General features: G+C 64.5%; 21 protein-coding genes and 2 pseudogenes. 20 read left to right on the top strand and 3 right to left on the bottom strand.

The features are described from left to right. Positions 1–7: 7 nt before the first annotated feature. The 13 genes and pseudogenes from V5734_RS11880 to V5734_RS11820 all read left to right on the top strand — a co-directional run bounded on the left by V5734_RS11880 (position 8) and on the right by V5734_RS11820 (position 13927). On the top strand, positions 8–805 hold the full coding sequence (locus V5734_RS11880; RefSeq protein WP_347309873.1) for an alpha/beta fold hydrolase: 798 nt from the start codon (positions 8–10) through the stop codon (positions 803–805). A gap of 15 nt (positions 806–820) precedes the next feature. Next, on the top strand, positions 821–2515 hold the full coding sequence (locus tag V5734_RS11875) for an alkyl sulfatase dimerization domain-containing protein (protein ID WP_347309872.1): 1695 nt from the start codon (positions 821–823) through the stop codon (positions 2513–2515). Next, a complete protein-coding gene (locus V5734_RS11870; protein ID WP_347309871.1) occupies positions 2512–3279 on the top strand; it encodes an SDR family NAD(P)-dependent oxidoreductase in 768 nt (255 codons plus the stop codon). Before V5734_RS11875 ends, V5734_RS11870 begins: the two co-directional genes overlap by 4 nt. Beyond that, positions 3276–4172: an NAD-dependent epimerase/dehydratase family protein gene (locus V5734_RS11865; RefSeq protein ID WP_347309870.1), complete on the top strand. Its 897-nt coding sequence runs from the start codon at positions 3276–3278 to the stop codon at positions 4170–4172. The genes V5734_RS11870 and V5734_RS11865 overlap by 4 nt, the downstream gene beginning before the upstream one ends. 38 nt (positions 4173–4210) lie before the next feature. Beyond that, the gene (locus tag V5734_RS11860) at positions 4211–5149 is read left to right on the top strand and encodes a tripartite tricarboxylate transporter substrate binding protein (protein WP_347309869.1); all 939 of its coding nucleotides are present in this window, start codon (positions 4211–4213) and stop codon (positions 5147–5149) included. 42 nt (positions 5150–5191) lie between these two features. Continuing rightward, positions 5192–5659 carry a tripartite tricarboxylate transporter TctB family protein gene (locus V5734_RS11855; protein ID WP_347309868.1) on the top strand — a complete coding sequence of 156 codons (468 nt, stop codon included), beginning with the start codon at positions 5192–5194 and terminating at the stop codon, positions 5657–5659. Positions 5660–5676: 17 nt separating this feature from the next. Further along, the gene (locus V5734_RS11850) at positions 5677–7182 is read left to right on the top strand and encodes a tripartite tricarboxylate transporter permease (protein ID WP_347309867.1); all 1506 of its coding nucleotides are present in this window, start codon (positions 5677–5679) and stop codon (positions 7180–7182) included. Between the two features lie 77 nt (positions 7183–7259). Next, the gene (locus V5734_RS11845; protein ID WP_347309866.1) at positions 7260–8699 is read left to right on the top strand and encodes an aldehyde dehydrogenase family protein; all 1440 of its coding nucleotides are present in this window, start codon (positions 7260–7262) and stop codon (positions 8697–8699) included. A gap of 206 nt (positions 8700–8905) precedes the next feature. Continuing rightward, positions 8906–10576 carry a chloride channel protein gene (locus V5734_RS11840; RefSeq protein WP_347309865.1) on the top strand — a complete coding sequence of 557 codons (1671 nt, stop codon included), beginning with the start codon at positions 8906–8908 and terminating at the stop codon, positions 10574–10576. Positions 10577–10687: 111 nt separating this feature from the next. After that, positions 10688–11392: pseudogene (locus V5734_RS11835) on the top strand (IS6 family transposase). A gap of 212 nt (positions 11393–11604) precedes the next feature. Beyond that, positions 11605–12483 (top strand): hypothetical protein, encoded by an 879-nt coding sequence (locus tag V5734_RS11830; RefSeq protein ID WP_347309864.1) that lies wholly within the window; start codon positions 11605–11607, stop codon positions 12481–12483. Between the two features lie 3 nt (positions 12484–12486). Then, positions 12487–13224: an S-methyl-5'-thioinosine phosphorylase gene (locus V5734_RS11825; protein WP_347309863.1), complete on the top strand. Its 738-nt coding sequence runs from the start codon at positions 12487–12489 to the stop codon at positions 13222–13224. A 106-nt stretch (positions 13225–13330) separates the two neighbouring features. Then, on the top strand, positions 13331–13927 hold the full coding sequence (locus V5734_RS11820) for a class II aldolase/adducin family protein (protein WP_347309862.1): 597 nt from the start codon (positions 13331–13333) through the stop codon (positions 13925–13927). Between the two features lie 101 nt (positions 13928–14028). Here the strand turns inward: V5734_RS11820 and V5734_RS11815 are convergent. Then, positions 14029–14172: pseudogene (locus tag V5734_RS11815) on the bottom strand (transposase); the annotation flags it as partial. Positions 14173–14342: 170 nt separating this feature from the next. Here V5734_RS11815 and V5734_RS11810 point away from each other — a divergent pair. Next, complete coding sequence (locus tag V5734_RS11810; RefSeq protein WP_347309861.1) at positions 14343–15005, top strand: hypothetical protein; 663 nt, start codon at positions 14343–14345, stop codon at positions 15003–15005. Between the two features lie 99 nt (positions 15006–15104). Beyond that, positions 15105–15458: a phasin family protein gene (locus V5734_RS11805; protein ID WP_347309860.1), complete on the top strand. Its 354-nt coding sequence runs from the start codon at positions 15105–15107 to the stop codon at positions 15456–15458. A gap of 80 nt (positions 15459–15538) precedes the next feature. Here V5734_RS11805 and V5734_RS11800 read toward each other — a convergent pair whose 3' ends face one another. Next, positions 15539–16108 (bottom strand): YcbK family protein, encoded by a 570-nt coding sequence (locus tag V5734_RS11800; RefSeq protein WP_347309859.1) that lies wholly within the window; start codon positions 16106–16108, stop codon positions 15539–15541. A gap of 334 nt (positions 16109–16442) precedes the next feature. On the opposite strand from V5734_RS11800, the gene V5734_RS11795 reads away from it, so the two are divergent. From V5734_RS11795 to V5734_RS11780, 4 genes are read left to right on the top strand one after another with little or no spacing between them, the layout of a single operon-like run. Continuing rightward, positions 16443–18059, top strand: a complete 1617-nt coding sequence (locus tag V5734_RS11795) for a L,D-transpeptidase family protein (protein ID WP_347309858.1) — start codon at positions 16443–16445, stop codon at positions 18057–18059. A 45-nt stretch (positions 18060–18104) separates the two neighbouring features. Beyond that, complete coding sequence (locus tag V5734_RS11790) at positions 18105–19232, top strand: UDP-3-O-(3-hydroxymyristoyl)glucosamine N-acyltransferase (protein WP_347309857.1); 1128 nt, start codon at positions 18105–18107, stop codon at positions 19230–19232. Then, complete coding sequence (locus V5734_RS11785; RefSeq protein WP_347313624.1) at positions 19222–19479, top strand: acyl carrier protein; 258 nt, start codon at positions 19222–19224, stop codon at positions 19477–19479. The genes V5734_RS11790 and V5734_RS11785 overlap by 11 nt, the downstream gene beginning before the upstream one ends. Then, the gene (locus tag V5734_RS11780; RefSeq protein WP_347309856.1) at positions 19476–20684 is read left to right on the top strand and encodes a beta-ketoacyl-[acyl-carrier-protein] synthase family protein; all 1209 of its coding nucleotides are present in this window, start codon (positions 19476–19478) and stop codon (positions 20682–20684) included. The genes V5734_RS11785 and V5734_RS11780 overlap by 4 nt, the downstream gene beginning before the upstream one ends. Before the next feature lie 76 nt (positions 20685–20760). Here the strand turns inward: V5734_RS11780 and V5734_RS11775 are convergent, their stop codons facing one another. Further along, a complete protein-coding gene (locus tag V5734_RS11775) occupies positions 20761–21366 on the bottom strand; it encodes an invasion associated locus B family protein (RefSeq protein ID WP_347309855.1) in 606 nt (201 codons plus the stop codon). A 379-nt stretch (positions 21367–21745) separates the two neighbouring features. Between V5734_RS11775 and V5734_RS11770 the strand changes: the two genes are divergently transcribed. Beyond that, entirely contained in the window at positions 21746–23332 is a 1587-nt protein-coding gene (locus V5734_RS11770; RefSeq protein ID WP_347309854.1) for a helicase HerA-like domain-containing protein, read from the top strand. Positions 23333–23462: the final 130 nt, after the last annotated feature.

Raw genomic sequence — 23462 nt, 5'->3', positions numbered from 1 at the left:
AATCGATGTGAACGGAATCCAGCTGAATCTTGTGGACAGCGGCGGCGACGGCCCGGCGGTGATGTTCCTGCACGGATTCCCGGATGGCTGGGAGCTGTGGCGCCACCAGATGCAGGCGTTGGTGAGTGCCGGATACCGGGTCATCGCCTATGATCAGCGCGGCTTTGGCGACAGCGACAAGCCGCAGGAAGTTGACGCCTACCTGATGCAGACGCTAGTGGCCGATGCCGTCGGCGTGATGGAACATGCGGGCGTTCGAAAGGCACATGTCATCTGTCATGACTGGGGGGCGAACGTGGGCTGGGCGCTGGCCTCGGCGCATCCCGACCGCGTGGACCGGCTGGTCCCGATCTCGTCCGGTCACCCGAAGTTCAACCGCACCATCGAGGGCAATGAGAAGAGCTGGTACGTGTTCTTCTTCCAGTTTGCGGGCGTCGCCGAGGAGGCGATGGCCGCAAACAACTTCTCGCTTTTCCGGCAGTTGGTCCGCAATCATCCAGAGTCGAAGCACTGGATCGCGGATCTGGCCCGGCCGGGCGCGCTGACCGCGGCGATGAACTGGTATCGCGCCAACTATTCACCTTTGAACGGTTTCAAGCTGCCGATGGAGGTGGGGCGAGTGAAGGGCCCGGTGTTGGGAATTTTCGGCAAGAACGACGTTCTTCTGCAGGAAATCCGGATGCTCGGATCCGACAAATGGGTCGAGGGCGAATGGCGCTACGAGCGGGTCGAGGAGGCCGGGCACTGGGTGCCGCTGGATCAGCCCGATCACGTCAACTGGCTGATCCTCGATTTCCTTCAATAACTCTGGGAGGCAGACATGAATGAGATGACCTCACCGGTCGAGACCGGACCAAAGGGCGAAATCGCCCATCGGGATCTTCTGCGCCATGGCGAACAATTTGCTCCCAAGCTAAGGCACATCACCGACAATGTCTGGCATCTGGTCGGTGTGCGGAGCATCGCGAACTGCACCATGATCGAGGGCGAGACGGGGATCATCCTGGTCGATAGCGGATCCTCGATCGATGACGCAGAAGCCTTCGTGGAAGAATTCCGCACCATCACCGACAAGCCCATCGTCGCGGTGCTGTATACCCATTCGCATTACTGCCGCGGAGCTTCCGCTTATCTTCCGAAGGATAATCCTCAGGCGGTTCAGGTCTGGGGCCACGAGAAAGTCGACCACAATTACAAGTACGGCCGACCCGAGATCTTCCCGACCTACGTGCGCAAGATCTCGACCCAGATGGGCAACCATTGCCCCGACGAAGGCCCCGACGCGCCGCCGAATGCGGGGCTGGGCGGTGAATATCACACCTCGGCCGGGCGCTATGGTTATGTCAGCCCGACCCATACCGTGTCCGAGCCGATGGATGTCACGATCGACGGTGTCGCGTTCCGGCTGATCCCGTCCATTTCCGATACCGACGATTGCCTGACGATCTGGCTGCCTAAGCAGCGCGTCGTGATCGAGAACATCTTCTGGCGGCTCTATCCGAATTTCGGCGCGATCCGGGGCGAATTCTACCGCAAACCGGTCTTGTGGGCGCAAAGCATCGAGGAGATCCGGCAGCTGCATCCCGAACATATCCTCGGCTGCCACGGCATTCCCTATTCCGGCGAGGCGGCCATTCAGGACATGCTCTCGGATTACCGCGACGCGATCCTGTATCTGTATGACCAGACGGTGCGCGGCATCAATCTGGGTCTCGATGCGGATGCGATGGTCGAACGGATCCGGCTGCCGGACAGCCTGCGCGCCAGCCCGGCCCTGCAGGAACACTACGGCGAATTCCAGTTCGGCATCCGCGGCGTCTATAACGGTATCATGGGGTGGTACGGCACGGATACCGCGCAGTTGAAGCCTGTCCCGCGCGCGGTCGAGGCCGAGCGCCTGGTCACGGCCATGGGCGGGGTCGAAACGGTGCTGGCCGACGCCCGGAAATGGCTGGCCGAGGGTGAGGCCGCCTGGGCCGCTCAGCTGGTCACCTATCTGCTGCGGCTCGACCCCGACCACGCCGGATACAAGCAGCTCAAGGCCGATGCGTTGCGCCATATGGGTCAGCGGCAGCGCTCGTCGATCACCCGCAACTACTATCTGACCCACGCGCGAGAGCTTGAGGGCAAGGCCGACACATTCAAGGTTCCGCACCGCACGGTCGGGAAGGTGCTGGAAAGCGATCCGGGCACCTATGTCGAATTGCTGCGCTACGAGGTCGATCCCGCAAAGGCGACTGGCAAAAAGGGCGAGATGGAGCTGCATTTCGGTGATCTGGACCGCAGTTTTGTCATTGATCTTGCGAATTCGGTGATCCGCGTGACCGCGGGAGGTGGGGTTGCCAACGCGCCGCGGCTGTCGATGGCTTTCGGCGATTGGGCCGAGGTCATCGCGGGCGACGTAGCCCTGCGCGATCTGGTGGCTGGTGGCCGCGCGCGCATCACCGGCGACAGGCAGGTGGTGGTCGATATCCTGTCGGTCTTCGACAATCAGCGTCTGGAGCTGCAGTCGTGACGCGGTTTTCGGGACGACACGCCCTGATCACAGCCGCCAGCAAGGGCATCGGTTTGGGCATCGCGCAGCGACTGGCGCGCGAAGGTGCACAGGTGACGGCGATCGGCCGCTCGCCGGCCTCGCTTGCGGCGGCACAGGCCGATCCGAACTCCGACGGGATCCGCTTTGTTCAGGCCGATCTGTCCGACCGCGCCGCGACCGAAGCGGTGATGGCCGGGTTGCTGGAAGACGGGCGCGGCTTCGACGTGCTGGTGAACAACGCCGGCGGGTCGCTTGGCACGCCGCAGCTTCTGGCCGACGAAACGGAAGACGACTGGGCGCGGGTTCTGGACCTCAACGTGCTGACCACCATGCGCGTATCGCGCGCGGTTCTGCCCGGCATGTGCGAGCGCGGCTATGGCCGGATCGTCAACATGAGTTCGAAGGCCGCCCGGTACGGGAGCCTGTTCACCGGGAGCAACTATGCCGCCGCGAAAGGCGCGGTGATGTCGATGACCTTGCAATTCGCGCAGGAATTCGGGCCGCGCGGCGTCACCTGCAATGCGGTCTGCCCCGGCGCGATCCTGACCGAAAGGCTGCGCGGCCTGCTGGCCGAACGGATGACCCCCGAGAAGCGCGCGGAGGTCGAGGCCGCAATCCCGATGCGCCGCCATGGCGAGGTCGAGGACGTTGCGGCGGCGGTGGCGTTCCTGGCCTCGGACGAGGCGGGATTCATCACTGGGCAGATGCTGGACATCAACGGCGGACAGGGGATGTCGACATGATCGCCGACCACAAGATCGGCCCGGTTCTGATCACCGGCAGCGAGGGCTTTCTGGGCCGCGCACTGACCGACAGACTGACCTCGGAAGGCGAGACGGTCGTCGCGCTCGACCTGCTGCCGGCGGCGGATCGCGCCGTGCGTCCGCGCCCCGATCAGGTGATGGCGGTCACGGGCGACATCACGGATCCGGAGGTTCTGACCAAGGTCGTGGCCGCACATGGCGTTAAGGCCATCGTCAATCTGGCGGCGCTGATCATCCCGGCCTGCCGGGCCAATCCGATCCTTGGGGCGCAGGTCAATATCCTCGGCCATATCAACGCATTCGAGGCGGCGCGCCGGAACGGTGTCGGCCGCGTGGTCTATACCAGCACCATCGCCGCGAAGCCGCGCGGGCCCTACGCATCGCCGGTCAATCTCTATGGTGTCTACAAGCATTGCTGCGAGGAGATCGCCAAGATCTACCATCTGGATCATGGGATCGCATCGGTCGGGCTGCGCCCGAACGTGGTGTACGGTCCGGGCCGGACGGTCGGCGAGACCGCGTTCGTGTCCGAGGTCATCGCCGCAGCCGTTCGGGGGGAAGCCTTCGACATGCCGTTCAGCGGGCGGATGTGCCTTCAGCATGTCGATGAAGTTGTCGATGTGATTGTCCGGTCCCTGCGCAGCCAGCCCGATGGCCCCGTGGTGTCGGACATCACGACGGACACCGTTTCGATGGACGATCTGATCGAGACGGTGCGCACGGTGGTGCCGGGCGCCCGGATCACCGCGTCCGACACCCCGCGCCCGGCGCCGGACAATCTGGATAACACTAGGCTGGTTGCGCTTCTCGGCGCATGGCCGGCCGTCTCGCTGGAAGAAGGCGTACGCCGCACCGCTGCCGCCCTGAGCTAAGAAAACTGGTCGTGCCATCGGCACAAGAGGAGGAAACCATGACCATCAAGACCGCAATCCTGACACTGTTCGCCACCAGCGTGTTCGCCGGCGGGGCGCTTGCCGAATATCCCGAGAAGCGAATCGACCTGATTGTGCCGTGGACGGCCGGCGGTTCGACCGACGCGCGTGCGCGTGTCCTGGCCCCGAAATTCGAGGAGATCCTCGGACAGACCGTGGTCGTGCGCAATGTGGCCGGCGCCGCCGGAACCATCGGCACGAACGAAGTCGCCTCGGCCAGGGCGGACGGCTATACGCTGCTGCTGACACCGGCCGGCCCGACGGTCATCCAGCCACGCCTGCGCGAGCTGCCCTACACGCTGGAAGACTTCGATCTCGTTTGCCGTCTGGACAGCGTTCCGATCGTCTGGATGGTCGAGGAAAATTCCGACTACAAGACGATGCAGGACTTCGTCGACGCCGCAAAGGCGCGGCCGGGCGAGTTGAGCTATGCAACGGCGGGAGTGGGAACGATCCCCCATCTGGTCGGGCTGCGCGTGGCGTCGGGGTTCGGTATCGACCTCAAGCACCTGCCAGCCAAGGGGGCGGCCGACGCGATGAAGAACCTTCTGGGCGACATCGTCGATGCGGCACCGGAATCGGAAGATCACGTCGCCCGCTTCGACGTTCGTGCCCTCGGTATCGCGTCTGAGGAACGCTCGGAAGTCTTGCCCGACGTGCCGACCTTCCGCGAGTTGGGTGTCGACCTGGTCCAGTCGCATTGGCAGGCCATCTACATGCCCAAAGGCGCCCCGGAAGAGGTCCGTGGCAAGCTTGCCAGCGCCTGCAATGCCGCCCTGACCGATCCCGCCGTGATCGAGAGCTTCGAGAACATGAACACCAAGGCCGACCCTTTGACCGGCGAGGCGCTAACCGAGTTCGTCGCGGGCGAGGACGCTGCCTTGGCCGAGTTGCTGAAGCATACCGAGATCAAGTGACCTGTGGCCCCCGGACCGCCAGGGTCCGGGGGCAGGCACGTAATGGAGGCGATGATGCCGATTGGTCTGAAAGCCAGATTGCCCGGACTTGTCCTGCTGGTGATCGCACTTGTCATGCTGGCCCACACTTTCGATCCGCAGTACTCTCACACAATGGCGGGGCTGAATGTCGGCCCGGTCTTCTTCCCGCAGCTGCTGCTTTATGGCTGGATCGCACTGGCGTTGCTGTCGCTAGTCGTGATCCCCGACGCGCTGCGCCAGGCCGTCATGGAACGGCGCCGACACTGGCCTGCCGCCGCGCTGAGTCTGCTTCTGGCCGCCTATCTGCTGCTGTTGGACCCGTTGGGATTCCTGATCTCCAGCATTATGCTGTGCACCGCCGTTCAGTGGATTGTCGGTCGCCGCATCGCACCGCTTTCCGTTGTCTGGGGGGCACTGCTGGCGGTGCTGTCTTGGGCCGCGTTCGAGTTTCTTTTCGGCATTCCCCTGCCAGAAGCCACCCTTTTCTGAACGGCGAGAGGTCCGACATGGAATATTTTGGCATCGCGGCCGGCATGGTCTTCACACCGGCATCGTTGCTGGCCATTCTGGCCGGCACATTCATCGGCCTCGTGGTCGGCGCCCTTCCGGGACTCGGCTCGGTCGTTGCGATCACATTGGTCCTGCCCTTCAGTTTCAGCATGGAGACCGCACCGGCGATCTGTCTGATCCTGTCGGTCTATTGCTGTTCCGTCTTTGGCGGCTCCTACTCAGCCATTCTGCTGAACACCCCGGGAACGCCGCAATCGGCGGCAACCGTGCTGGACGGCTATGCGATGGCGAAACGGGGAGAGGCGGATCTTGCGCTTGGATGGGCCACCGGTGCCTCCGCAATCGGGGGCATCTTCTCGACCTTCGTGCTGCTTCTGTTCGCGCCCCAGCTTGCACGCGTGGCGCTGAGCTTCGGCCCGATCGAGAACTTTGCACTGACCTGCTTTGCGCTGACCTGTATCGCGGGCGTCGCGGGGGCCAACTTCATCCTTGGCATAATCTCCGGTCTGATCGGGCTTTTCCTCGCCACCGTCGGCGTCGATCCGCTTTCGGGCGAAACCCGCATGACCTTCGGCTATTTCGGTCTGTCATCCGGGATCGAGCTTATCCCCGTCCTGATCGGAATCTTCGCCATCGCCGAGGTCTTCGACCGCGCCACCGCAATCTCGAAACCATCCGATGAGCCGGGGCCCAGGATCAAGGCCGGATTCCGGCTGGCGCCGCTGGCCGAATGGACGGCCCGTTGGGGAACCCTGCTAAAAAGCAGCGTGATCGGATCTTTCGTGGGAGTGCTGCCGGGAACAGGCGCGTCCACTGCCTCGTTCATTTCCTATGCGGTGGCCAAGCGTACCGGGCGGTTTCGCAAGGATGTCGGCACGGGCGAGGCGGAAGGCATCGTCGCGTCCGAGACCGCGAACAATGCCGTGACCGGCGGCGCGCTTGTCCCGACCCTGGCCCTGGGTATCCCCGGCGATCCGGTCACCGCGGTGATGATGTCGGCGCTGGTGATCCACGGCATCCAGCCCGGCACGCGCCTGTTCGTCGAGTCGCCCGAGTTGATCTATGCCTCGTTTGTGGCCTTGCTTGTCATCAATGTCGTGATGTTCGTCGCGGCTGCCCCGTTCGCGCATGTCTTCAGTCGGATCCTGCACCTGCCTGATGCGATCATCGCCGCGCTGGTTCTGATCCTGTCCGTCCTCGGCGCCTATGGGGTTCGTGGCAACATGTTCGATCTCTACGTCATGCTGGCGGCCGGCGTTGTCGGATATATGATGCGGCTTGCGGCCATCCCCGCCGCACCGATCGTCATCGGCATGGTGTTGGGGCCGTTCGTCGAGGAAAGCCTCCGACAAGGTCTGATTCTGACCGACGGGAATATCGCCGCCTTTTTCGGTCGACCGATTGCTGCCGCACTCATGTCGGTGACGATCCTCATCGTCCTGTCGACGGCAATCATGTCGGTGGTGAACCTGGCGAGCCGGTTGCGGACGGCCGGGAAATAACGGCGCCGTCGGAATCCCGACGGCCAGTGCAGCGCGCTGCGCGTGGCATTCCATTGACAAGAGAAGGAGCAGACGACATGGCAGAGGCCTTCGGCAACTATATCGGCGGGACATGGCGTCAGACGGCGGATCTGTCCGAAAACCGCAACCCCGCGCGTCTCGATGACGTGATCGGCCGCTATGCGCGCGGCAGCGCCGAAGACGTCGATGCGGCGGTCGAGGCCGGTCGTGACGCGCAACCCGCATGGGCGGCGGCGACGCCCGAGGACCGGGCAAACGTGCTGGATCGCGCGGCCCGACTGATTTTCGAGCGGGTTCCCGAACTTGGCGAGCTGCTGGCGCGCGAAGAAGGGAAACTGCGCCGCGAGGCCGAGGGCGAGGTCACGCGCGCCGCGAATGTCATGCGCTTCTTTGCCGGCGAAGCGCTGCGCCTTGGCGGCGAGAAGATCGCCTCGGTCCGCGCGGGCTGTGAGGTGGACGTCGTCCGGGAGCCGCTTGGTGTCGTGGGTCTCATCACGCCGTGGAATTTCCCGATAGCCATCCCGGCCTGGAAAATGGCGCCGGCGCTGGCGGCGGGCAACGCTGTGGTCATAAAGCCAGCCGAGATCACTCCGGCCTCGACCGTGGCGCTCGTGAAGATTCTTGAGGAAGCGGGGCTGCCGGCGGGAGTCGTCAACCTTGTCATGGGCTCGGGTTCGGTGGTGGGAAACCGCATCGTCGACCACCCCGACGTCAGGGCGGTATCCTTCACCGGCTCGGAACGGGTCGGTCGCCAGATCGCGCTGGCGGGCGCCGAAGGGATGAAGAAGGTTCAGCTTGAGATGGGCGGCAAGAACCCGATGGTCGTCATGGCGGATGCGGATCTTGATCTTGCCGTGAAGGTCTGTCTCGATGGCGCCTTCTTCTCCACCGGGCAGAGATGCACGGCCTCGTCGCGGCTGATCGTCGAGGACAGGATCCACGATGCCTTCGTCGAGAAGCTCGATCTGGCGCGCGCCGCCATTCGGGTGGGCGACCCGCTGGAGGCGGACAGTCAGATGGGACCGGTGGTGTCCGAAGGGCAGCTGGAGAGCAACCTGACCTATGTCGCGCAGGCTGCGTCCGAAGGCTGCGAGGTGCGTGGCGGCGAGCGCCTGAACCAGGCCGGATACTTTCAGGCGCCGGCCCTGTTCCTGAATGCGACAAATGATATGAAAACCTCGCAGGAGGAGATCTTTGGCCCCTGCGCCTCGGTTATCCGGGTTGCCGATTTCGATGAGGCTCTGGCCACTGCCAACGACACGCGCTTCGGCCTTTCCTCCGGGATCTGCACCACCTCGCTTCGGCACGCCACGGAATTCCGGCGCAAATCGCGGGCCGGCATGGTCATGGTCAACTTGCCGACGGCGGGGGTGGATTATCACGTCCCCTTCGGCGGCAACAAGGGATCGAGCCTCGGCGCGAGAGAGCAGGGCCCCATGGCGATGGAGTTCTATACCTCGGTCAAGACGGCCTACAGCTTTGCCGGTTCGGTCTGACCACCGCACCTAAATGACTTCAATCCGGCCGCGGCCAACGTGACAAGGCTTGCGGCCGGCTGGTTTCACTCATCCTGGCGCCAGGTCCGGCGATATCCTCCATGCCCAGAAAACCACACGGGGTCGCGCTTTCGGCACGACTGACCTGGCTTCGCCGCCGCATCTTAGCGCGCGGCAACGCAATCGGATTCCTGCTGCTTGCAATCGTGACCGGCGCGATGGCGGGCATGGTCGTCAGCGGGGTCAGCCTGTGCGCACATATACTGCACTGGCTGTTTTACGATGTGCCCTTCAACACCGGTCTCAGCGGAAACGTCTTCGCGCGCGGACCGCATATCGTGCTTATCCCCGCGCTCGGCGGCGTGCTGACCACGCTAATCCTGCATCTTCGCCGCCGTCGCGGCGCGGTCGTCGATCCCATCGAAGCCAACGCCCTCTATGGTGGTCGAATGTCGCTGACGGACAGTATCTGGGTGACATTGCAGAACCTCGCCTCGAATGGCTTCGGCCTGTCGGTGGGAATGGAGGCCGCCTATACGCAGCTCTCGTCCGGACTTGCCTCGAAGCTGGGGCTGAAGCTGAAGCTGCGGCGCGAGGATATGCGGGTGCTGGTCGGGTGCGGATCGGCGGGCGCGATCGCCGCGGCGTTCAATGCGCCGCTGACCGGCAGTTTCTACGCGTTCGAGTTGATCATCGGCGCCTATAGCGCGGTTTCGCTGGCGCCGGTCATCGCCGCCGCCATCACCGCAACGCTTGTATCGAACGCCCTGACCGGGCACGCTTTCAAGGTCGATATCGGCCATATCGGCCCGATCTCGGCGGTGGATTTTCTTCCTGCCCTGGCGCTTGGCGGGATCTGCGCGGGCTTCGGCATCCTCGTGATGGTGGCCGTGGTTCGGACCGAACGGCTGGCCAGTTCCAGCCGCATACCCGTCTGGCTGCGCCCGGCGATTGGCGGCCTGCTGGTGGGCGCGCTTGGGCTGGTGACGCCGCAGGTTCTGTCCTCGGGCCATGGTGCGCTGAACCTGAATTTGGAAAACGACGTGCTGTGGACGTCGCTGGTGCTGCTGTTCCTGCTGAAGGCGGCCAGTTCGGCACTGACCATCGGCACCGGATTTCGCGGAGGTCTGTTCTTCGCATCGCTTCTGCTGGGCGCGCTGCTTGGTAAAAGCCTTGCCCTGCCACTGGAGTGGCTGTTTCCCGGAATGCTGTCCGCACCCGCCATGTCCCTCATCGGCATGAGCGCGTTCGGCGTCGCGGTGATCGGCGGCCCGCTGACGATGACCTTCCTGGCGCTGGAAATGACCGGAGAGTTTCCGATTGCGGCCTTGGTGCTTGCCGCCGCCATTACCTCTTCGATGGTCGTGCGCCAGACCTTCGGCTACTCCTTTTCGACCTGGCGTTTCCATCTGCGGGGAGAGTCGATCCGCAGCGCCCACGATGTCGGCTGGATCCGCAACCTGACGGTCGCGCGGCTGATGCGCCGCGACGTGCCGACCGCACGGATGGACCTGACGCCAGGCGAATTCCGCGAAGCATTCCCGCTCGGCTCTGCAAAGCATGTTGTGGTGGCGGGCGACAGCGGAACCTATGTGGCGACGATTCAGGTGGCGGACGTCCATGCCGACGCAGATGGGGTCGAGCCGCGCGGCGACCTGTCGGATTTCTTCCAGCATCAGCAGGATGTGTTGCTGCCGGGCATGAACGCACGGCAAGCCGCCGGCATTTTCGAAGCGAAGCGTGCGGAGGCGCTGGCGGTGGTCAGCGACCGAGTCGAGCGCCGCGTGGTCGGCCTTCTGAGTGAGGCGCATACCCTGCGACGCTACAGCGAGGAACTGGACAAGCAGCGCCGCAACATGATCGGTGCGATGGATTGAACATTGGCGTCATGCGGTCGGCGGTCCGGGCGCGATCAACGAGGCGCCGGTGGAGGTGCTGTCAAAGGAACCTGGCTTGAGGCGGGCAGGGTGGTCACGTAGCCTTTCGAGATGACGAAACGATCGCCCTTCCGCTATTTCAGGACGGGCACCGAAATCATCCGACTGGCCGTGATGATGTATGTCCGGTTCCCGCTGTCGCTCCGAAACGTGGAGGACCTGCTGCACGAGCGCGGCATCGACATCAGTCACGAGAGGGTCCGGTTCTGGTGGAACCGCTTCGGCCCGATGTTCGCCGCCGAGATCCGTAAGCGGCGCGTCGGCGGTATGCGCTCGAGCCGCTGGCGCTGGCACTTGGACGAGATCTTCGTGAAGATCAACGGCGGGCGGCATTACTTGTGGCGGGCGGTCGATCACGAAGGCGAAGTACTCGAGAGCTTCGTGACCAAGAAGCGTGACAAGAAAGCCGCCTTGAAATTCTTGAGGAAATCGATGAAGCGGCACGGTCGTGTCGACGAATTCGTGACTGACCGTCTACGCTCTTATGGCGCCACGCTCGGCGAACTCAGCATTGGCGGTCGCCAGAGGACTGGCCGGTGGATGAACAACCGAGCGGAGAACTCGCCCCAACCATTTCGAAGACGGGAACGGGCGATGCTCCGCTTCCGGCGGATGCGAACGCTCCAGAAATTCGCCTAGGTCCACGCCTCAATCTACAACCTCTTCAACACGGAACGCAGCCTCCACCCACGCGCCAGTTTCAAACGAAACCGCGCCGCCGCTCTCGCCGAGTGGCGCGGCCTCTTCGCAGCATAAAGGACAGCGATGGGACGGTGAGCGATGACAGGACCGATGATCCCGACAGGCGGTGTGTATGACCTATGATGACGTGAACTGGCCGACGATATATACCCGCAGCGTGACGCTGGACGGCGGGGGCGTGCACATCCTCGACCGGCGGGTCTTTCCGTCCGATGTGGCTTTCGTTACTTGCAAAACCTACAAGGAGGTCGCGCGCGATCGAGCAGATGGTGGCGCAAAGCAACGGCCCGTTCTATGCGGCGGGGGCGGGCATGGTTCTGGCCGCGCGCCATGCCGAACGGTCGGTCTCGATGGAAAGGCGGGAGGCGTTCATGGCGGATGCCGCCGCGCGGCTCATCGCGACACGCCCGACCAACAACAACGTGGGCGATGCCGTCCGCAGTGCTGCGGACGGCATCGACGTCACACGCGACGGCTTTGCCGACCGGGTGGAGGCGCGTGTGCGGGCCGATTGGCTGGCGCGGCGCGATGCGTTGCGACGGGTCGGTGAAAACGCCGCCGGACTGATTCCCGATGGTGCCTCCGTGCTGACCCATTGCTGGTCCGAAGGCGCGCTGATGGAGACATTGGCGGCGCTCAGGATCGCTGGCAAGGACGTCTCCCTCTGGTGCACCGAAACCCGGCCATACCTGCAAGGCGCGCGGCTGACCGCGCATAGCGCCGCCGAAATGGGAATCCCGGCGACTGTCATCACAGATGGCATGGTGGCCGATGCGATGCGGCAGGAAAAGGTGTCCATCTTCATGACTGCCGCGGACCGCGTGACCATGTCGGGGCACGTCATCAACAAGGTCGGAACGCTGACCGGCGCGATTGCCGCGCGGCATTTCGGCCTGCCCTACTACGCCACAGTGCTGAGGCCGGACGTGACGGCGGCCACGCCGGCGGATGTCAGGATGGAACAGCGCGACGGCGACGAGGTGATGCATTGTTTGGGCCACCGCACCGCGTCGCCCCCGGCGCGGGGGTGGTATCCCGCCTTCGACATCACCCCGCCGGACCTGATCACGAACATCGTCACTCGCGACGGCGTCCATGCCCCCGACGCATTGGCAGCGCACCAACCGACTTACAGACAGGAGTAAAAAATGGATGCAATCATCGGCGGGACGAACCTGACCAGCCTGCCCAACCTCACGGATGTGCGCAAAGAGGTCGTGAAGACGCCCTATGGCGATCCTTCGGCGGCAATCAAGATCGGCAAGGTCGGCGGCAACGAGGTCGCCTTTCTGCCGCGTCACGGCGATCCGCACATGCTGGCGCCGCACAAGATCAACTATCGCGCCAATATCTGGGCGTTGCGGGAAATCGGCGTGACGCGTGTGATCGGCATCGCCACCAGCGGCGGCATCACGGAGAATTTCTCGGCGGGCGTTCTGGCCGTGCCGGACCAGATCATCGACTATACCTATGGCCGCGAGTCCACATTCACCGACGGTACCGGCGATCTACCGGTGTTTCATGCCGAATTCACAATGCCGTATACCGCAACGACCCGCGCGGCGCTGATCGCGGCGGCGCAAGCGGCTGGTCAACCCGTGTTCGATGGCGGATGCTATGCGTGTTTCAACGGACCGAGGCTGGAAACCGCGGCCGAGATCCGGTGCCTGAAGAACGATGGTTGCGATCTGGTCGGCATGACCGGCATGCCAGAGGCCTCGCTGGCACGCGAGTTGGAGATGGATTACGCCCATCTGTGCCCCATCGTGAATCCGGCGGCCGGGATCGGCGACAGTTTGGTCGAGATTTCGCGGGACTTCATCAGGCGCACCCGGGAAGAAGCCTTCGAGCGCGTCGCGCTGGTCCTGGCGGAGTTCGTTTCTTGACAGCGCGCGCGAGGCGGGCCGCCTCTCCGGCCAGATCCACAGGTTCCGCATGACTTAGATCCCGGATCATGAGGTTCGTAACGCCATCATCGCCGGATGCCTGACCATGAAGCGACAAGGTTTGGTGCTTGGCACCGCCGGAAACATCAGTGTGCGCGTGGCGGATGGTCTGCTGGTGACTCCGACGGGCGTGCCTTACGAGGACCTGGTTCCCGAACAGATCGTTGCGATGAAATGGGATGGCACGTTTCACGGCGATGTCTTGCCGACCAGCGAATGGCGGTTTCACCGCGATATCCTCGCATCCCGGAAAGATCTGAATGCAGTTGTTCATACCCATTCCAGACACGCGACGGCCGTGGCGATCCTGAACCGAGACATTCCGCCCCTGCACTACACCATCGCCGCGGCCGGCGGGGCGGACATCCGCTGTGCCGGCTACGCCACTTTCGGTACGCAGGACCTGTCCGATCTGGCGTTGGAGGCCTTGCGGGACCGACGTGCCTGTCTTCTGGCCCATCATGGCGTCATCGCCGCCCATGCCACACTGGACAAGGCATTGGCGTTGGCCCAGACGGTCGAGGAACTGGCCGCGCTTTACCTGATGTGTCTTGACGCCCGAGAGGTGCCCGTTCTGCAACAGGATAACATCGACACCGTACTTGCGAAATACGTGACTTACGGCCAGCAAAAGCCAGCTTAGCGGGCTGTGTCAGGTGTTGCCGCCGCGCCCCGTGACGGCGACATCTATCGCCGACTGCACCGGGCGTCGTGCGCGTGCGGTGAGGGGTGTCGTCGTCGCGCCATGCCGCCAGCCTTCTGGCGCCAGGTGTGAAACGTCGCGTCTCTGATCCCGTGCCTGCGGCGCAGATCGGGCACGCTCATGCCCGCCCGATGCTCAGTCAGCATGCCAATGATCCGCGCTTCGCTGAAACGGCTTCCCTGCATTGTCTGTCTCATCAACCGGAGAACAGGCCAACCGCAATGCGAGGACACTTCAGGGAGCAGGGCCGCGGGGGCCGCTTCCCGCAGCCCCGAGACTTCCGCGGAATGGTCTGAAATCCGCCACGATTCATTAATCAAAAGGCAAGGAATGAAGCGTCATCCGGGAAAGTGAAATGCGGCGTGTTCTAGCTATTGCGGCGGCTCTTGGCCTCTGGGCGTCGGCTGCTGGCGCGGCTTCGGTCTATTTCGACGACTTCGAGGCTCCGGGCGCGGTTGGCGGCGCTGGCGGGAGCGTCAGCTCCGAAGGCTATGACGGCGTGAACGGGATTTCCGGCTCGTTCTGGCGCAACGACACCAAGAGCCTCTCGACGACGCTCAGCCTGAGCGGGCTCAAGGCCCATACGCTGATGACGATGGAGTTCGACATCGCCTTCATCGATTCCTGGGACGGCGCGATCGGCCGCATCTACGGCGACGACTTCTTCAACGTTCTCGTCGACGGCGTGCAGGTTCTTCTCACGACCAACTTCGGCGGGCTGGCCGGCGAGCTGACCGACGGCGTCTACGGCTTTTTTGGCTTCAACCCGAAATACGACGACGAAGCCTACAGGGTGTCGACGACCTTCGCGCATAAGGGCTCGACCGCCGATTTCTCGTTCTTCGCCAACGGCGTGAAATGGCAGGCCGGAATGGACGAAAGCTGGGCGATCGACAATCTGCGGATCAGCACGAATGCCATGGCGCCGGTGCCGCTGCCCGGTGGTCTGGCGGCGCTGGCCGGTGCCGTGGGGCTGCTGGCCTTCGGGCGCGGCCGGAAGATGCCGGCGACGGTCTGATCCCCTGCGCCGCCGGGTGCGGTGTCTTGAGCGAGATCAAGGCGTCATCAGACACAGGGTTCATAGTGCCGCCCGGAACAATCCAGGATGGAGATCGGGATGGCATCGGAAGGCAAGGAGTCGTTCCCCGAATTGGACGCGTCTGACGAGGCGATGGCGACGCTCGCCGCGTTGCAGGCGGCCGGGCCGGGGGCAATGGGGAAGGTCTACGTTGCGATGCTCGAAGGGGCAGGCGATCTCGGCAACGAGGTCATCCAGTTCGTCGCCGACCGCATTGCCGAGGACGTGAAGATCCAGCACGAGATCATGGAGTGCCGGAACCCGGCCGATCTGGTCCGGATCCAGCAGCGGTTCCTCCAGACGGCGTTCGACCAGTACACGGCGGAGACCGGCAAGCTCGTCAAGATGAGCAACGACCTGATTCACGCCGCGTTGAAGACGGCGACCGGGTAACGACATCGGGTAACGGCATCGCAAAGGAAAAGGCGCCGGTCTCCCGGCGCCTTTTTCCAAACGGGCGGGCGTGGCCGGTGTCAGCTGCCCCAGGTCCGGATCGGACCGCAATCCATGTGCACGAAGTTCGAGCGGGAATATTTCCCGACGCCGCCCGCCTCGCAGGCCGCTGCGGCGCGGTACATCTGGCTGACCGATCGCGAGCGCAGGCGGAGATCGGCGGCTTGCGCCTTCATGTGCAGCGAATTCCGCGCGACGCCGCGCGACGAGGAGCGCAGGAGGGCGTTGGTCTTTGGGGTGCGGTAGCCGGAGAGGAGCATGAAGGGCTCGTTCACATCCAGCAGCCGATGAGCCGCCGCGGCGATGTCGATGGTGCGCGGATCGATCTCCTTGGTCTCGTCCGACCGCCAGTCGCGCATGAAATAGGTGATCTCGTTCAGCGCCTCGGGGACGTATTTCCCCTCGATCCAGTAGATCGTGTCGATGCTTTCGCCGGTCCGGCCCGAATACATGCGGATGCGGCGGATATCGCCGGCGCCGCGCAGAAGGCTGAACGCTTTGGAGCTTGTCGGAGCCGCGACCACGGCAGTTGCCGCGAAGGCCGCAAGGAGTCCACGTCGAGTAAAACCCGAGGTTGAGTGATCTGTCATGGCTATAACGCCTGTCCCGTCGCTTTTTGCCGCCTTTCCGGCGGATTGATCTTCGATTTCCCCAAGTGCTGCCAACTTATGGCACAAGACGATTCCCGCGCCAACCGGACAATTGTGCGCAGTTCGGAAATTCAAGACCGATCGGCAAGAATTCGCTGAATCGGTGCGCATGTGGCTTTTCGGCCGATGAATTCGCTCGCGCGTGGCTGAAAAGCGACAGGGGCGGCCTTCGTCGGCGCGAACTGGCCGTTTCGTGAATGGACTTGCCGCGTGGAATGCCGGACACTGTCCTCAGGTAACGGGCCCGAACAGGACACCATATTTAGAGGTTTTCATGACGTCGTTGAGCCGGCGCACCAGATTGGTAAGTCTCGCAGCCGTTTTCGCTCTGTCCCTGGGTGCGGGTGCGCCCGGACTCGCCAATGCCTTGACCCCGGCCGATATGGCCTTCCGGCAGGCGGTGGCCGAACGGTCGGCCGAGGATCGCGCGGTGGCGGAATTCTACCGGGAACGCGACTATGCCCCGCTCTGGACCACCGGGGCCGATGCCGGCCGCCGCGCCGCTCTCTTCCGGGCGCTCGACCGGGCCGGGGATCACGGGTTGCCGGTGGGCAAATATCATGCAGATGAACTGAAGGCCGCTTTCGCATCGGTCGGCTCGGAACGGCAGCGCGGCAAGCTCGAAGTGGCTGTGACCAAGGCGTTTCTGGCCTATGCCCATGATGTTCATACCGGTTTCGTCATCCCGGCAAGGGTTGACCCCGGCCTCGTGCGCGACGTACCCGTGCGCGATCCGCTGGCGACGCTGCGCGCCTTCGCGGCCTCCGATCCGGCGGCTTTCCTGCGCGGCCTGCCGCCGCAAGTGCCGCAATACGAACAGCTTCGCCGCGCCCGGCTCGACCTTCAGGCGGCGATCGCGGCCGGCGGCTGGGGCGCGACCGTATCCGCCAAGGATCTGCGCCCCGGCGACAGCGGCGAGGCGGTGATCGCGCTGCGCGACCGGCTGGTCCGCATGGGCCATCTGCAACGGTCCGTCGCGCTGGAGTATGACGGGGCGCTGCAACAGGCGGTGCAAAGGTTCCAGATCGGTCACGGCCTGACCCCCGACGGCATCGCCGGCGCGGGCACCATCGCCGAGGTCAATGTTGGCGCCGAGGCGCGGCTTCGCTCCGTCCTCGTCGCGATGGAGCGGATGCGCTGGATGAACGGCACGACGCTCGGCAAGCGGCATATCTGGGTCAACCTGCCGGATTTCACCGCCAAGATCGTCGACGACGGCAAGGTGACGTTCGAGACGGTCACGGTCGTCGGTATGGACCAGCACGACCGCCGCAGCCCGGAATTCTCAGACCAGATGGAGTTCATGGTCATCAACCCGACCTGGAACGTCCCGCGCTCCATCACGGTCAAGGAATACCTGCCGATGCTGCAGAAGAACCCCAACGCGGCGGGGCATCTGAAGATCGTCGACAGGCGGGGCCGGGTGGTGAACCGGGCCGAGACCGATTTCACCCAGTTCACCGCGCGGAACTTTCCGTTCTCGATGTCGCAGCCGCCGTCGGACAGCAACGCGCTCGGCCTCGTGAAATTCATGTTCCCGAACCAGTGGAACATCTACCTGCACGACACGCCGTCGAAGTCGTTGTTCCAAAAGGAAGTACGGGCCTTTAGCCATGGCTGCATCCGGCTCGGCGATCCGTTCGATTTCGCCTATGCGCTCCTCGCGCGGCAGACCGACGATCCGAAAGGGCTGTTCGAGGCGCATCTGCGGACCCGGAACGAAAACACGATCATGCTGGATGAACCGGTGCCGGTGCATCTGGTCTATTTCACCGCCTGGCCGTCGGCGCGCGGTGAGATCGAATACCGACGCGACGTCTATGGCCGCGACGGGCGGATTTTCGATGCGATGCAGGCCGCCGGGGTGGTTTTGGACGAGGTTCGGGGCTAAATCCGTTTCGGGGACGGCGCAGTCCCCCGGAATGGATGGGGAACGATGCGGAAGTCCCACACGATCGAGGCAATCGCCGGGGCGCTCGGAGCCGTGGCCGAGGGCGATCTATCCTTGCGCGTTGCCGGTGTGGCCGAACCGACGCAGGCGGGCCCGGATGACCTCGCCCTTGCGATGGACGCGAAATATGCGGACGGCCTTGCCGAAGGCGCGGCGCGGGCGGCGGTTCTCTGGCCTGGCGCAGACTGGCGGTCGCTGGGGCTGAAGGCGGCGATCTTCGCGCCCCGGCCGCGCCTGGCGATGGCGGCGGTCACCAAGACCTTCGATCCCGGGCCGGGGATCGCCGAGGGCATCCATCCGACCGCGATCCTCGGCGAAGGCGTGACCATCGGCATCGGCGCGGCCATCGGTCCCTTCACCGTCATCGGAGCAGGGACGCGGATCGGGGCCGGTGCGCGGATCGCCGATCATGTCAGCATCGGCGCGGAGGTGCGTATCGGCGATGACGCCCTCATCTTTTCCGGGGTCCGGATCGGCCGCAATGTCCGCATCGGCGACCGGTTCATCTGCCAGCCGGGGGCGGTCGTCGGTTCGGACGGGTTTTCCTTCGTGACCCCGGAAAAGTCGGGCGTGGAGGAGATCCGCGAGACGCTGGGGGACCGGTCAGAGATCCGGGCGCAGAAGTGGCTGCGCATCCAGTCCCTCGGCGGTGTCGAGATCGGCGACGATGTCGAGATCGGGTCGAACGCGACCATAGATGCCGGCACGATCCGGGCGACGGCGGTCGGCAACGGCACCAAGCTCGACAACCTCGTCCATCTTGGCCACAACGTGGTCGTCGGCGAGGATTGCCTTCTGTGCGGCCAGACCGGCATCGCCGGATCGGTGAAGATCGGCAATCGGGTGATCCTTGGCGGGCAATGTGGCGTCTCGGACAACATCTTCATCGGCGACGACGTGATCGCCGGGGGCGGCACCAAGATCCTGTCGAACGCGCCGGCCGGCCGGGTGCTGCTCGGCTATCCGGCGATCAGGATGGAAAGCCACATCCAGGCCTGGAAGAACATCCGCCGGCTCGGCCGGCTTTTCGAGCAGGTGGCGGAGCTTCGCGCGATTGTTACAAAAACCGGCGAGGACGTCCGCAAGGAGGCCCGCGATGACGATGAGCGTTAAGGACAGGGTGATCGCCATCATCGCCGAACAGGCGGTGCTGGACATCTCGGAAGTGTCGCCGGAGATGCGCCTCGAGGAATTGGGGATCGACAGCCTCGGCCTCGTGGAATCGATCTTCGCCATCGAAGAGGAATTCGACGTATCGGTTCCCTTCAACGCGAACGAGCCGGGCAAGAGCGATTTCGATATCTCCTCGGTCGCGGCGATCATCGCGGCGGTCGAGGGATTGGTGGCCAGATCGGCATGAAGCGGGTCGCCATTACCGGCGCGGGAACCATCAACGCGCTCGGCCATGACGTGGCCACAACGATGACGGCCCTGCGCGAGGGACGGTGCGGGATCGGCCCTTTGAACTTCCGCGATGTCGAGCGGTTGTCGATCCGCATCGGCGGCCAAGTCCGCAACTGGGAGCCGGAAGCGCATTTCAACCGCCAGGACATCGCGCTTTACGACCGCTTCACCCAGTTCACCACGCTCGCCGCAAGGCAGGCGGTGGAACAGTCCGGCCTCGATTTTCGCGGCAAGCTCGGCCTCGAATGCGGGGTCGTGCTGGGCACGGCCGGGGGCGGCGTGAACACCTGGGACGAGAATTACCGCTCCGTCTACGAGGAGGGGAAGAACCGGGTGCATCCCTTCGTCGTTCCGAAGCTCATGAACAATGCGGCGGCGAGCCATGTCAGCATGGAATGGAACCTGCGCGGCCCCTCCTTCACCGTCGCCACCGCGTGCGCCTCGTCGAACCACGCAATGGGACTGGCGTTCCAGATGGTGCGCGCGGGGGGCGCACGGGCGATGATTGCCGGCGGGTCCGAGGCGATGCTCTGTTTCGGCGGGATCAAGGCTTGGGAAGGGCTGCGCGTCATGTCGAAGGACGCCTGCCGGCCGTTCAGCGCCAATCGCAACGGCATGGTGCAGGGCGAGGGCGCCGGCGTCTTCGTCTTCGAGGAATGGGAGCACGCGCGGGCGCGCGGCGCCGATATCCTCGCCGAGGTTGCGGGGTTCTCGATGACGTCGGACGCGGCCGACATCGTCATGCCGAACCAGGCCGGGGCGGAGCGGGCGATCTCGGGCGCCTTGCGCGATGCCGGGCTCGACCCGTCCGATGTCGGCTATGTCAACGCCCATGGCACCGGCACCGCCGCCAATGACAAGACCGAATGCGCCGCCGTGGCGCATGCCTTCGGCCATCATGCCGACCGGTTGATGATCTCGTCGACGAAGTCGATGCATGGCCACCTGATCGGCGGCACCGGGGCGGTGGAGCTTCTCGCCTGCATCATGGCGCTGCGCGACGGCGTGATCGCCCCGACGATCGGCTACGAGGAGCCGGATCCGGAATGCGCGCTCGATGTCGTGCCGAATATCGCGCGGGAGGCGAGGGTGGGGGCCGTGCTTTCGAACGCCTTCGCCTTCGGCGGGCTCAACGCGGTCATTGCGCTTCGCCGGGCGTGACGCTGTCGGCGCAATCAATTCGGGCCGCCCCGAAGGGCGGCCCGCTACGTCTCTGCACGCAACTGAGGTTAAGCGCTCACTGCTTCGGGGCGGTGGCCTTGGTCACGGCTTCGAACCCGGCCGTGAACCCCTTGAGCGAGATGTCCACATCCACGGTCCGCGTCGGGTCCGCCACCGGCACGACCGAGATCCTGGCGATCTTGCCCTTGCGGAAGCTGTCGATGTCCTCCGTGGTGAAGCCGACGCGGGCGACGCAGCCGACATCGGCGCAGAAGGTGAAGGGATAGCGTTTGGTGGCGCCGCCATCGACCGTGATGTTGAGCTGCTGGGTCAAAAGCGTTTCGAGCGGCGTGATGACCGTCGCGCCCGCCACCGCCTCGCCGCCGTCCGGAAGCGCCACGATGCTGATCTCGGAGATCGGCTTGTCGGTCTCCTTGTCCTTCAGAAGCTGGTAGAGCTGGCAGGGGTCCGATCCGTCCTCGGTCCGCACGCAGCGCAGCTGCCAGGCGTCGAAGGTTTCGGCGACATAGGGCTCACCGACACCGTTCGTTGCGGCGGTCACGTCGGCCGGTGCCGTCGCCGCGGTGTCCGGGGCTGCGGGTGCTGTCGTCTCCTGCGCCAGGGCCGGCGTGGCCGCGGCGAGGGCCAGGATCAGGATCAGCGATCTGGTCGGTGCAGGCATGGGTTCTTTCCGTTCATCCATGGGGATTTCGGGCATGGCTTTAACATGCCGCCGGGAGAGTGTCAGCGACGAAAGCGGAGATTTCGCCAGGCAGCGGCTTTCCGCCAAGCGGGTTCCGGACACACAAGAAAAAAGGGCCCCGCACGGGGCCCTTTTCCTTGATCTTGCTCCCTGTCGGACAGGCCGACTTAGTCATTGCAGCGAACGCTATTCAGTTCCGCCCATTGCGTCAACCGGAAAAATCGCACCTTCCACGAAATTGATTTTGCACAAAAAAACCGCGCTTGATGGCGCGGCCGGCCTGACAGGGAGGAAGTCTCACCCGGCCGAAGTGGACCCGCGGCTGGATGCATTCGACTCTGGCATGGCGGGGTTAAGAATGTATTCTGTCGGCGCAACGAGTGATGTGACGGGGGTTGTTGTGCTGACGGACGGCGGGATTTTTGTCGGGGGTGGCGGCGAGGGGTACGCGCTGCCGCAGGAGCTATTGCTGAAATACGGCAACCGGCACGGGCTGATCGCCGGGGCGACGGGGACGGGCAAGACCGTGACGCTCCAGATCCTGGCCGAGGGGTTCTCCGCCGCCGGCGTGCCGGTCTTCCTTTCGGACGTGAAGGGCGATCTGGCCGGCCTGGCCGTCGCCGGATCGACCGGAGCGAAGCTTCACGAGGCGTTCATGAAGCGCTGTGCGACGATCGGCTACGATCTGGCCTATCAGGCGTTTCCGGTCGCGTTCTGGGACCTCTTCGGCGAACAGGGCCATCCGATCCGGACAACCGTGACCGAGATGGGGCCGCTGCTGCTGTCACGGCTGATGAACCTCAGCGAACCGCAGGAGGGGGTCCTCAACATCGCCTTCCGGCTTGCGGACGAGGAAGGGCTGCCGCTTCTCGACCTGAAGGACCTGCAGGCGATGCTGGTGTGGATCGGCCAGAACGCGGCGGAGATCGGTTTGCGCTACGGCAACGTGGCGCCCGCGACCGTGGGCGCGATCCAGCGCCAGCTTCTCGTCCTTGAAAACCAGGGCGGCACCCGGCTTTTCGGCGAGCCGGCGCTGGAGCTTGCCGACCTGATGCGGCTCGCGCCGGACGGGCGGGGCCAGGTGAACATCCTCGCCGCCGACAAGTTGATGTCCTCGCCCCGGCTCTACGCGACCTTCCTTCTCTGGCTCCTCTCGGAGCTTTTCGAGGAACTGCCGGAGGTCGGCGACCCCGACAAGCCCAAGTTCGTCTTCTTCTTCGACGAGGCGCATCTGCTTTTCGACGATGCGCCGAAAGCGTTGGTCGACAAGGTCGAGCAGGTGGCGCGGTTGATCCGGTCGAAGGGCGTGGGCGTCTATTTCATTACCCAGAACCCCGCCGATGTGCCCGACGACATCCTCGGCCAACTCGGCAACCGGGTGCAGCACGCGCTCCGCGCCTTCACCGCGAAGGACCAGAAAGACCTTTCCCGCGCCGCCGAGAACTACCGCGCGAACCCGGCCTTCGACACCGAGACGGCGATCAAGGAGGTCGGAACCGGCGAGGCGGTCACCTCCTTCCTCGAAGCCAAGGGTGTGCCCGGCATGGTCGAGCGGACGCTGGTGCGGCCCCCGGCGAGCCAACTTGGCCCGATCACGCCTGATGAACGCCGCGCCGCCATCGCGGCGACCGGGCTGGGGTACAAATACGATACCGTCGTCGACCGCGAGTCCGCCTTCGAACGTCTTCAGGCCCGTGCGGAGGAGGCCGCCGCGGCCGCCGCGAAGGCCGAAGCCGAAGAAGAGCGGTTGAAGGAAGAGGAACGGGAACTGAAGGCGGCGCGCCGCTATGACGGGCGCGAGGCCAAACGCTCCTCGTCGCGGCGTTCGTCGCGTTCCGACAGCATCGCCACGTCCTTCGGCAAGAGCCTTGCGCGTCAGCTTGGCACCAAGACCGGCCAGGCGATCGTCCGGGGGATTCTTGGCTCGCTTTTCAAGTCTCGGTAACTGCTCGTTTTCGGCGCGTTTCCGCCGCCGTGACGGCCGCAGACCGGCGGAGTGCAACGGGGCGCTCGGGCTGCCTCTGAATAGCCATTTTCCTGCTTGAATAGGGTGCCAGGCAAGACACCTGCCCGGC

Source organism: Defluviimonas sp. SAOS-178_SWC, assembly GCF_039830135.1.
In the GTDB taxonomy this organism is placed as follows: domain Bacteria; phylum Pseudomonadota; class Alphaproteobacteria; order Rhodobacterales; family Rhodobacteraceae; genus Albidovulum.
This window is presented reverse-complemented; position numbering and strand designations above follow the sequence as displayed.

What these genes read in the sequence shown, in the direction of transcription:
- V5734_RS11875 (WP_347309872.1), top strand. Translation starts at nt 821, where the DNA reads ATGAATGAGATGACCTCACCGGTCGAGACCGGACCAAAGGGCGAAATC.
- V5734_RS11865 (WP_347309870.1), top strand. Translation starts at nt 3,276, where the DNA reads ATGATCGCCGACCACAAGATCGGCCCGGTTCTGATCACCGGCAGCGAG.
- V5734_RS11860 (WP_347309869.1), top strand. Translation starts at nt 4,211, where the DNA reads ATGACCATCAAGACCGCAATCCTGACACTGTTCGCCACCAGCGTGTTC.
- V5734_RS11855 (WP_347309868.1), top strand. Translation starts at nt 5,192, where the DNA reads ATGGAGGCGATGATGCCGATTGGTCTGAAAGCCAGATTGCCCGGACTT.
- V5734_RS11850 (WP_347309867.1), top strand. Translation starts at nt 5,677, where the DNA reads ATGGAATATTTTGGCATCGCGGCCGGCATGGTCTTCACACCGGCATCG.
- V5734_RS11845 (WP_347309866.1), top strand. Translation starts at nt 7,260, where the DNA reads ATGGCAGAGGCCTTCGGCAACTATATCGGCGGGACATGGCGTCAGACG.
- V5734_RS11830 (WP_347309864.1), top strand. Translation starts at nt 11,605, where the DNA reads ATGGTGGCGCAAAGCAACGGCCCGTTCTATGCGGCGGGGGCGGGCATG.
- V5734_RS11825 (WP_347309863.1), top strand. Translation starts at nt 12,487, where the DNA reads ATGGATGCAATCATCGGCGGGACGAACCTGACCAGCCTGCCCAACCTC.
- V5734_RS11820 (WP_347309862.1), top strand. Translation starts at nt 13,331, where the DNA reads ATGAAGCGACAAGGTTTGGTGCTTGGCACCGCCGGAAACATCAGTGTG.
- V5734_RS11810 (WP_347309861.1), top strand. Translation starts at nt 14,343, where the DNA reads ATGCGGCGTGTTCTAGCTATTGCGGCGGCTCTTGGCCTCTGGGCGTCG.
- V5734_RS11805 (WP_347309860.1), top strand. Translation starts at nt 15,105, where the DNA reads ATGGCATCGGAAGGCAAGGAGTCGTTCCCCGAATTGGACGCGTCTGAC.
- V5734_RS11800 (WP_347309859.1), bottom strand. Translation starts at nt 16,108, where the DNA reads ATGACAGATCACTCAACCTCGGGTTTTACTCGACGTGGACTCCTTGCG.
- V5734_RS11795 (WP_347309858.1), top strand. Translation starts at nt 16,443, where the DNA reads ATGACGTCGTTGAGCCGGCGCACCAGATTGGTAAGTCTCGCAGCCGTT.
- V5734_RS11790 (WP_347309857.1), top strand. Translation starts at nt 18,105, where the DNA reads ATGCGGAAGTCCCACACGATCGAGGCAATCGCCGGGGCGCTCGGAGCC.
- V5734_RS11785 (WP_347313624.1), top strand. Translation starts at nt 19,222, where the DNA reads ATGAGCGTTAAGGACAGGGTGATCGCCATCATCGCCGAACAGGCGGTG.
- V5734_RS11780 (WP_347309856.1), top strand. Translation starts at nt 19,476, where the DNA reads ATGAAGCGGGTCGCCATTACCGGCGCGGGAACCATCAACGCGCTCGGC.
- V5734_RS11775 (WP_347309855.1), bottom strand. Translation starts at nt 21,366, where the DNA reads ATGCCTGCACCGACCAGATCGCTGATCCTGATCCTGGCCCTCGCCGCG.
- V5734_RS11770 (WP_347309854.1), top strand. Translation starts at nt 21,746, where the DNA reads ATGTATTCTGTCGGCGCAACGAGTGATGTGACGGGGGTTGTTGTGCTG.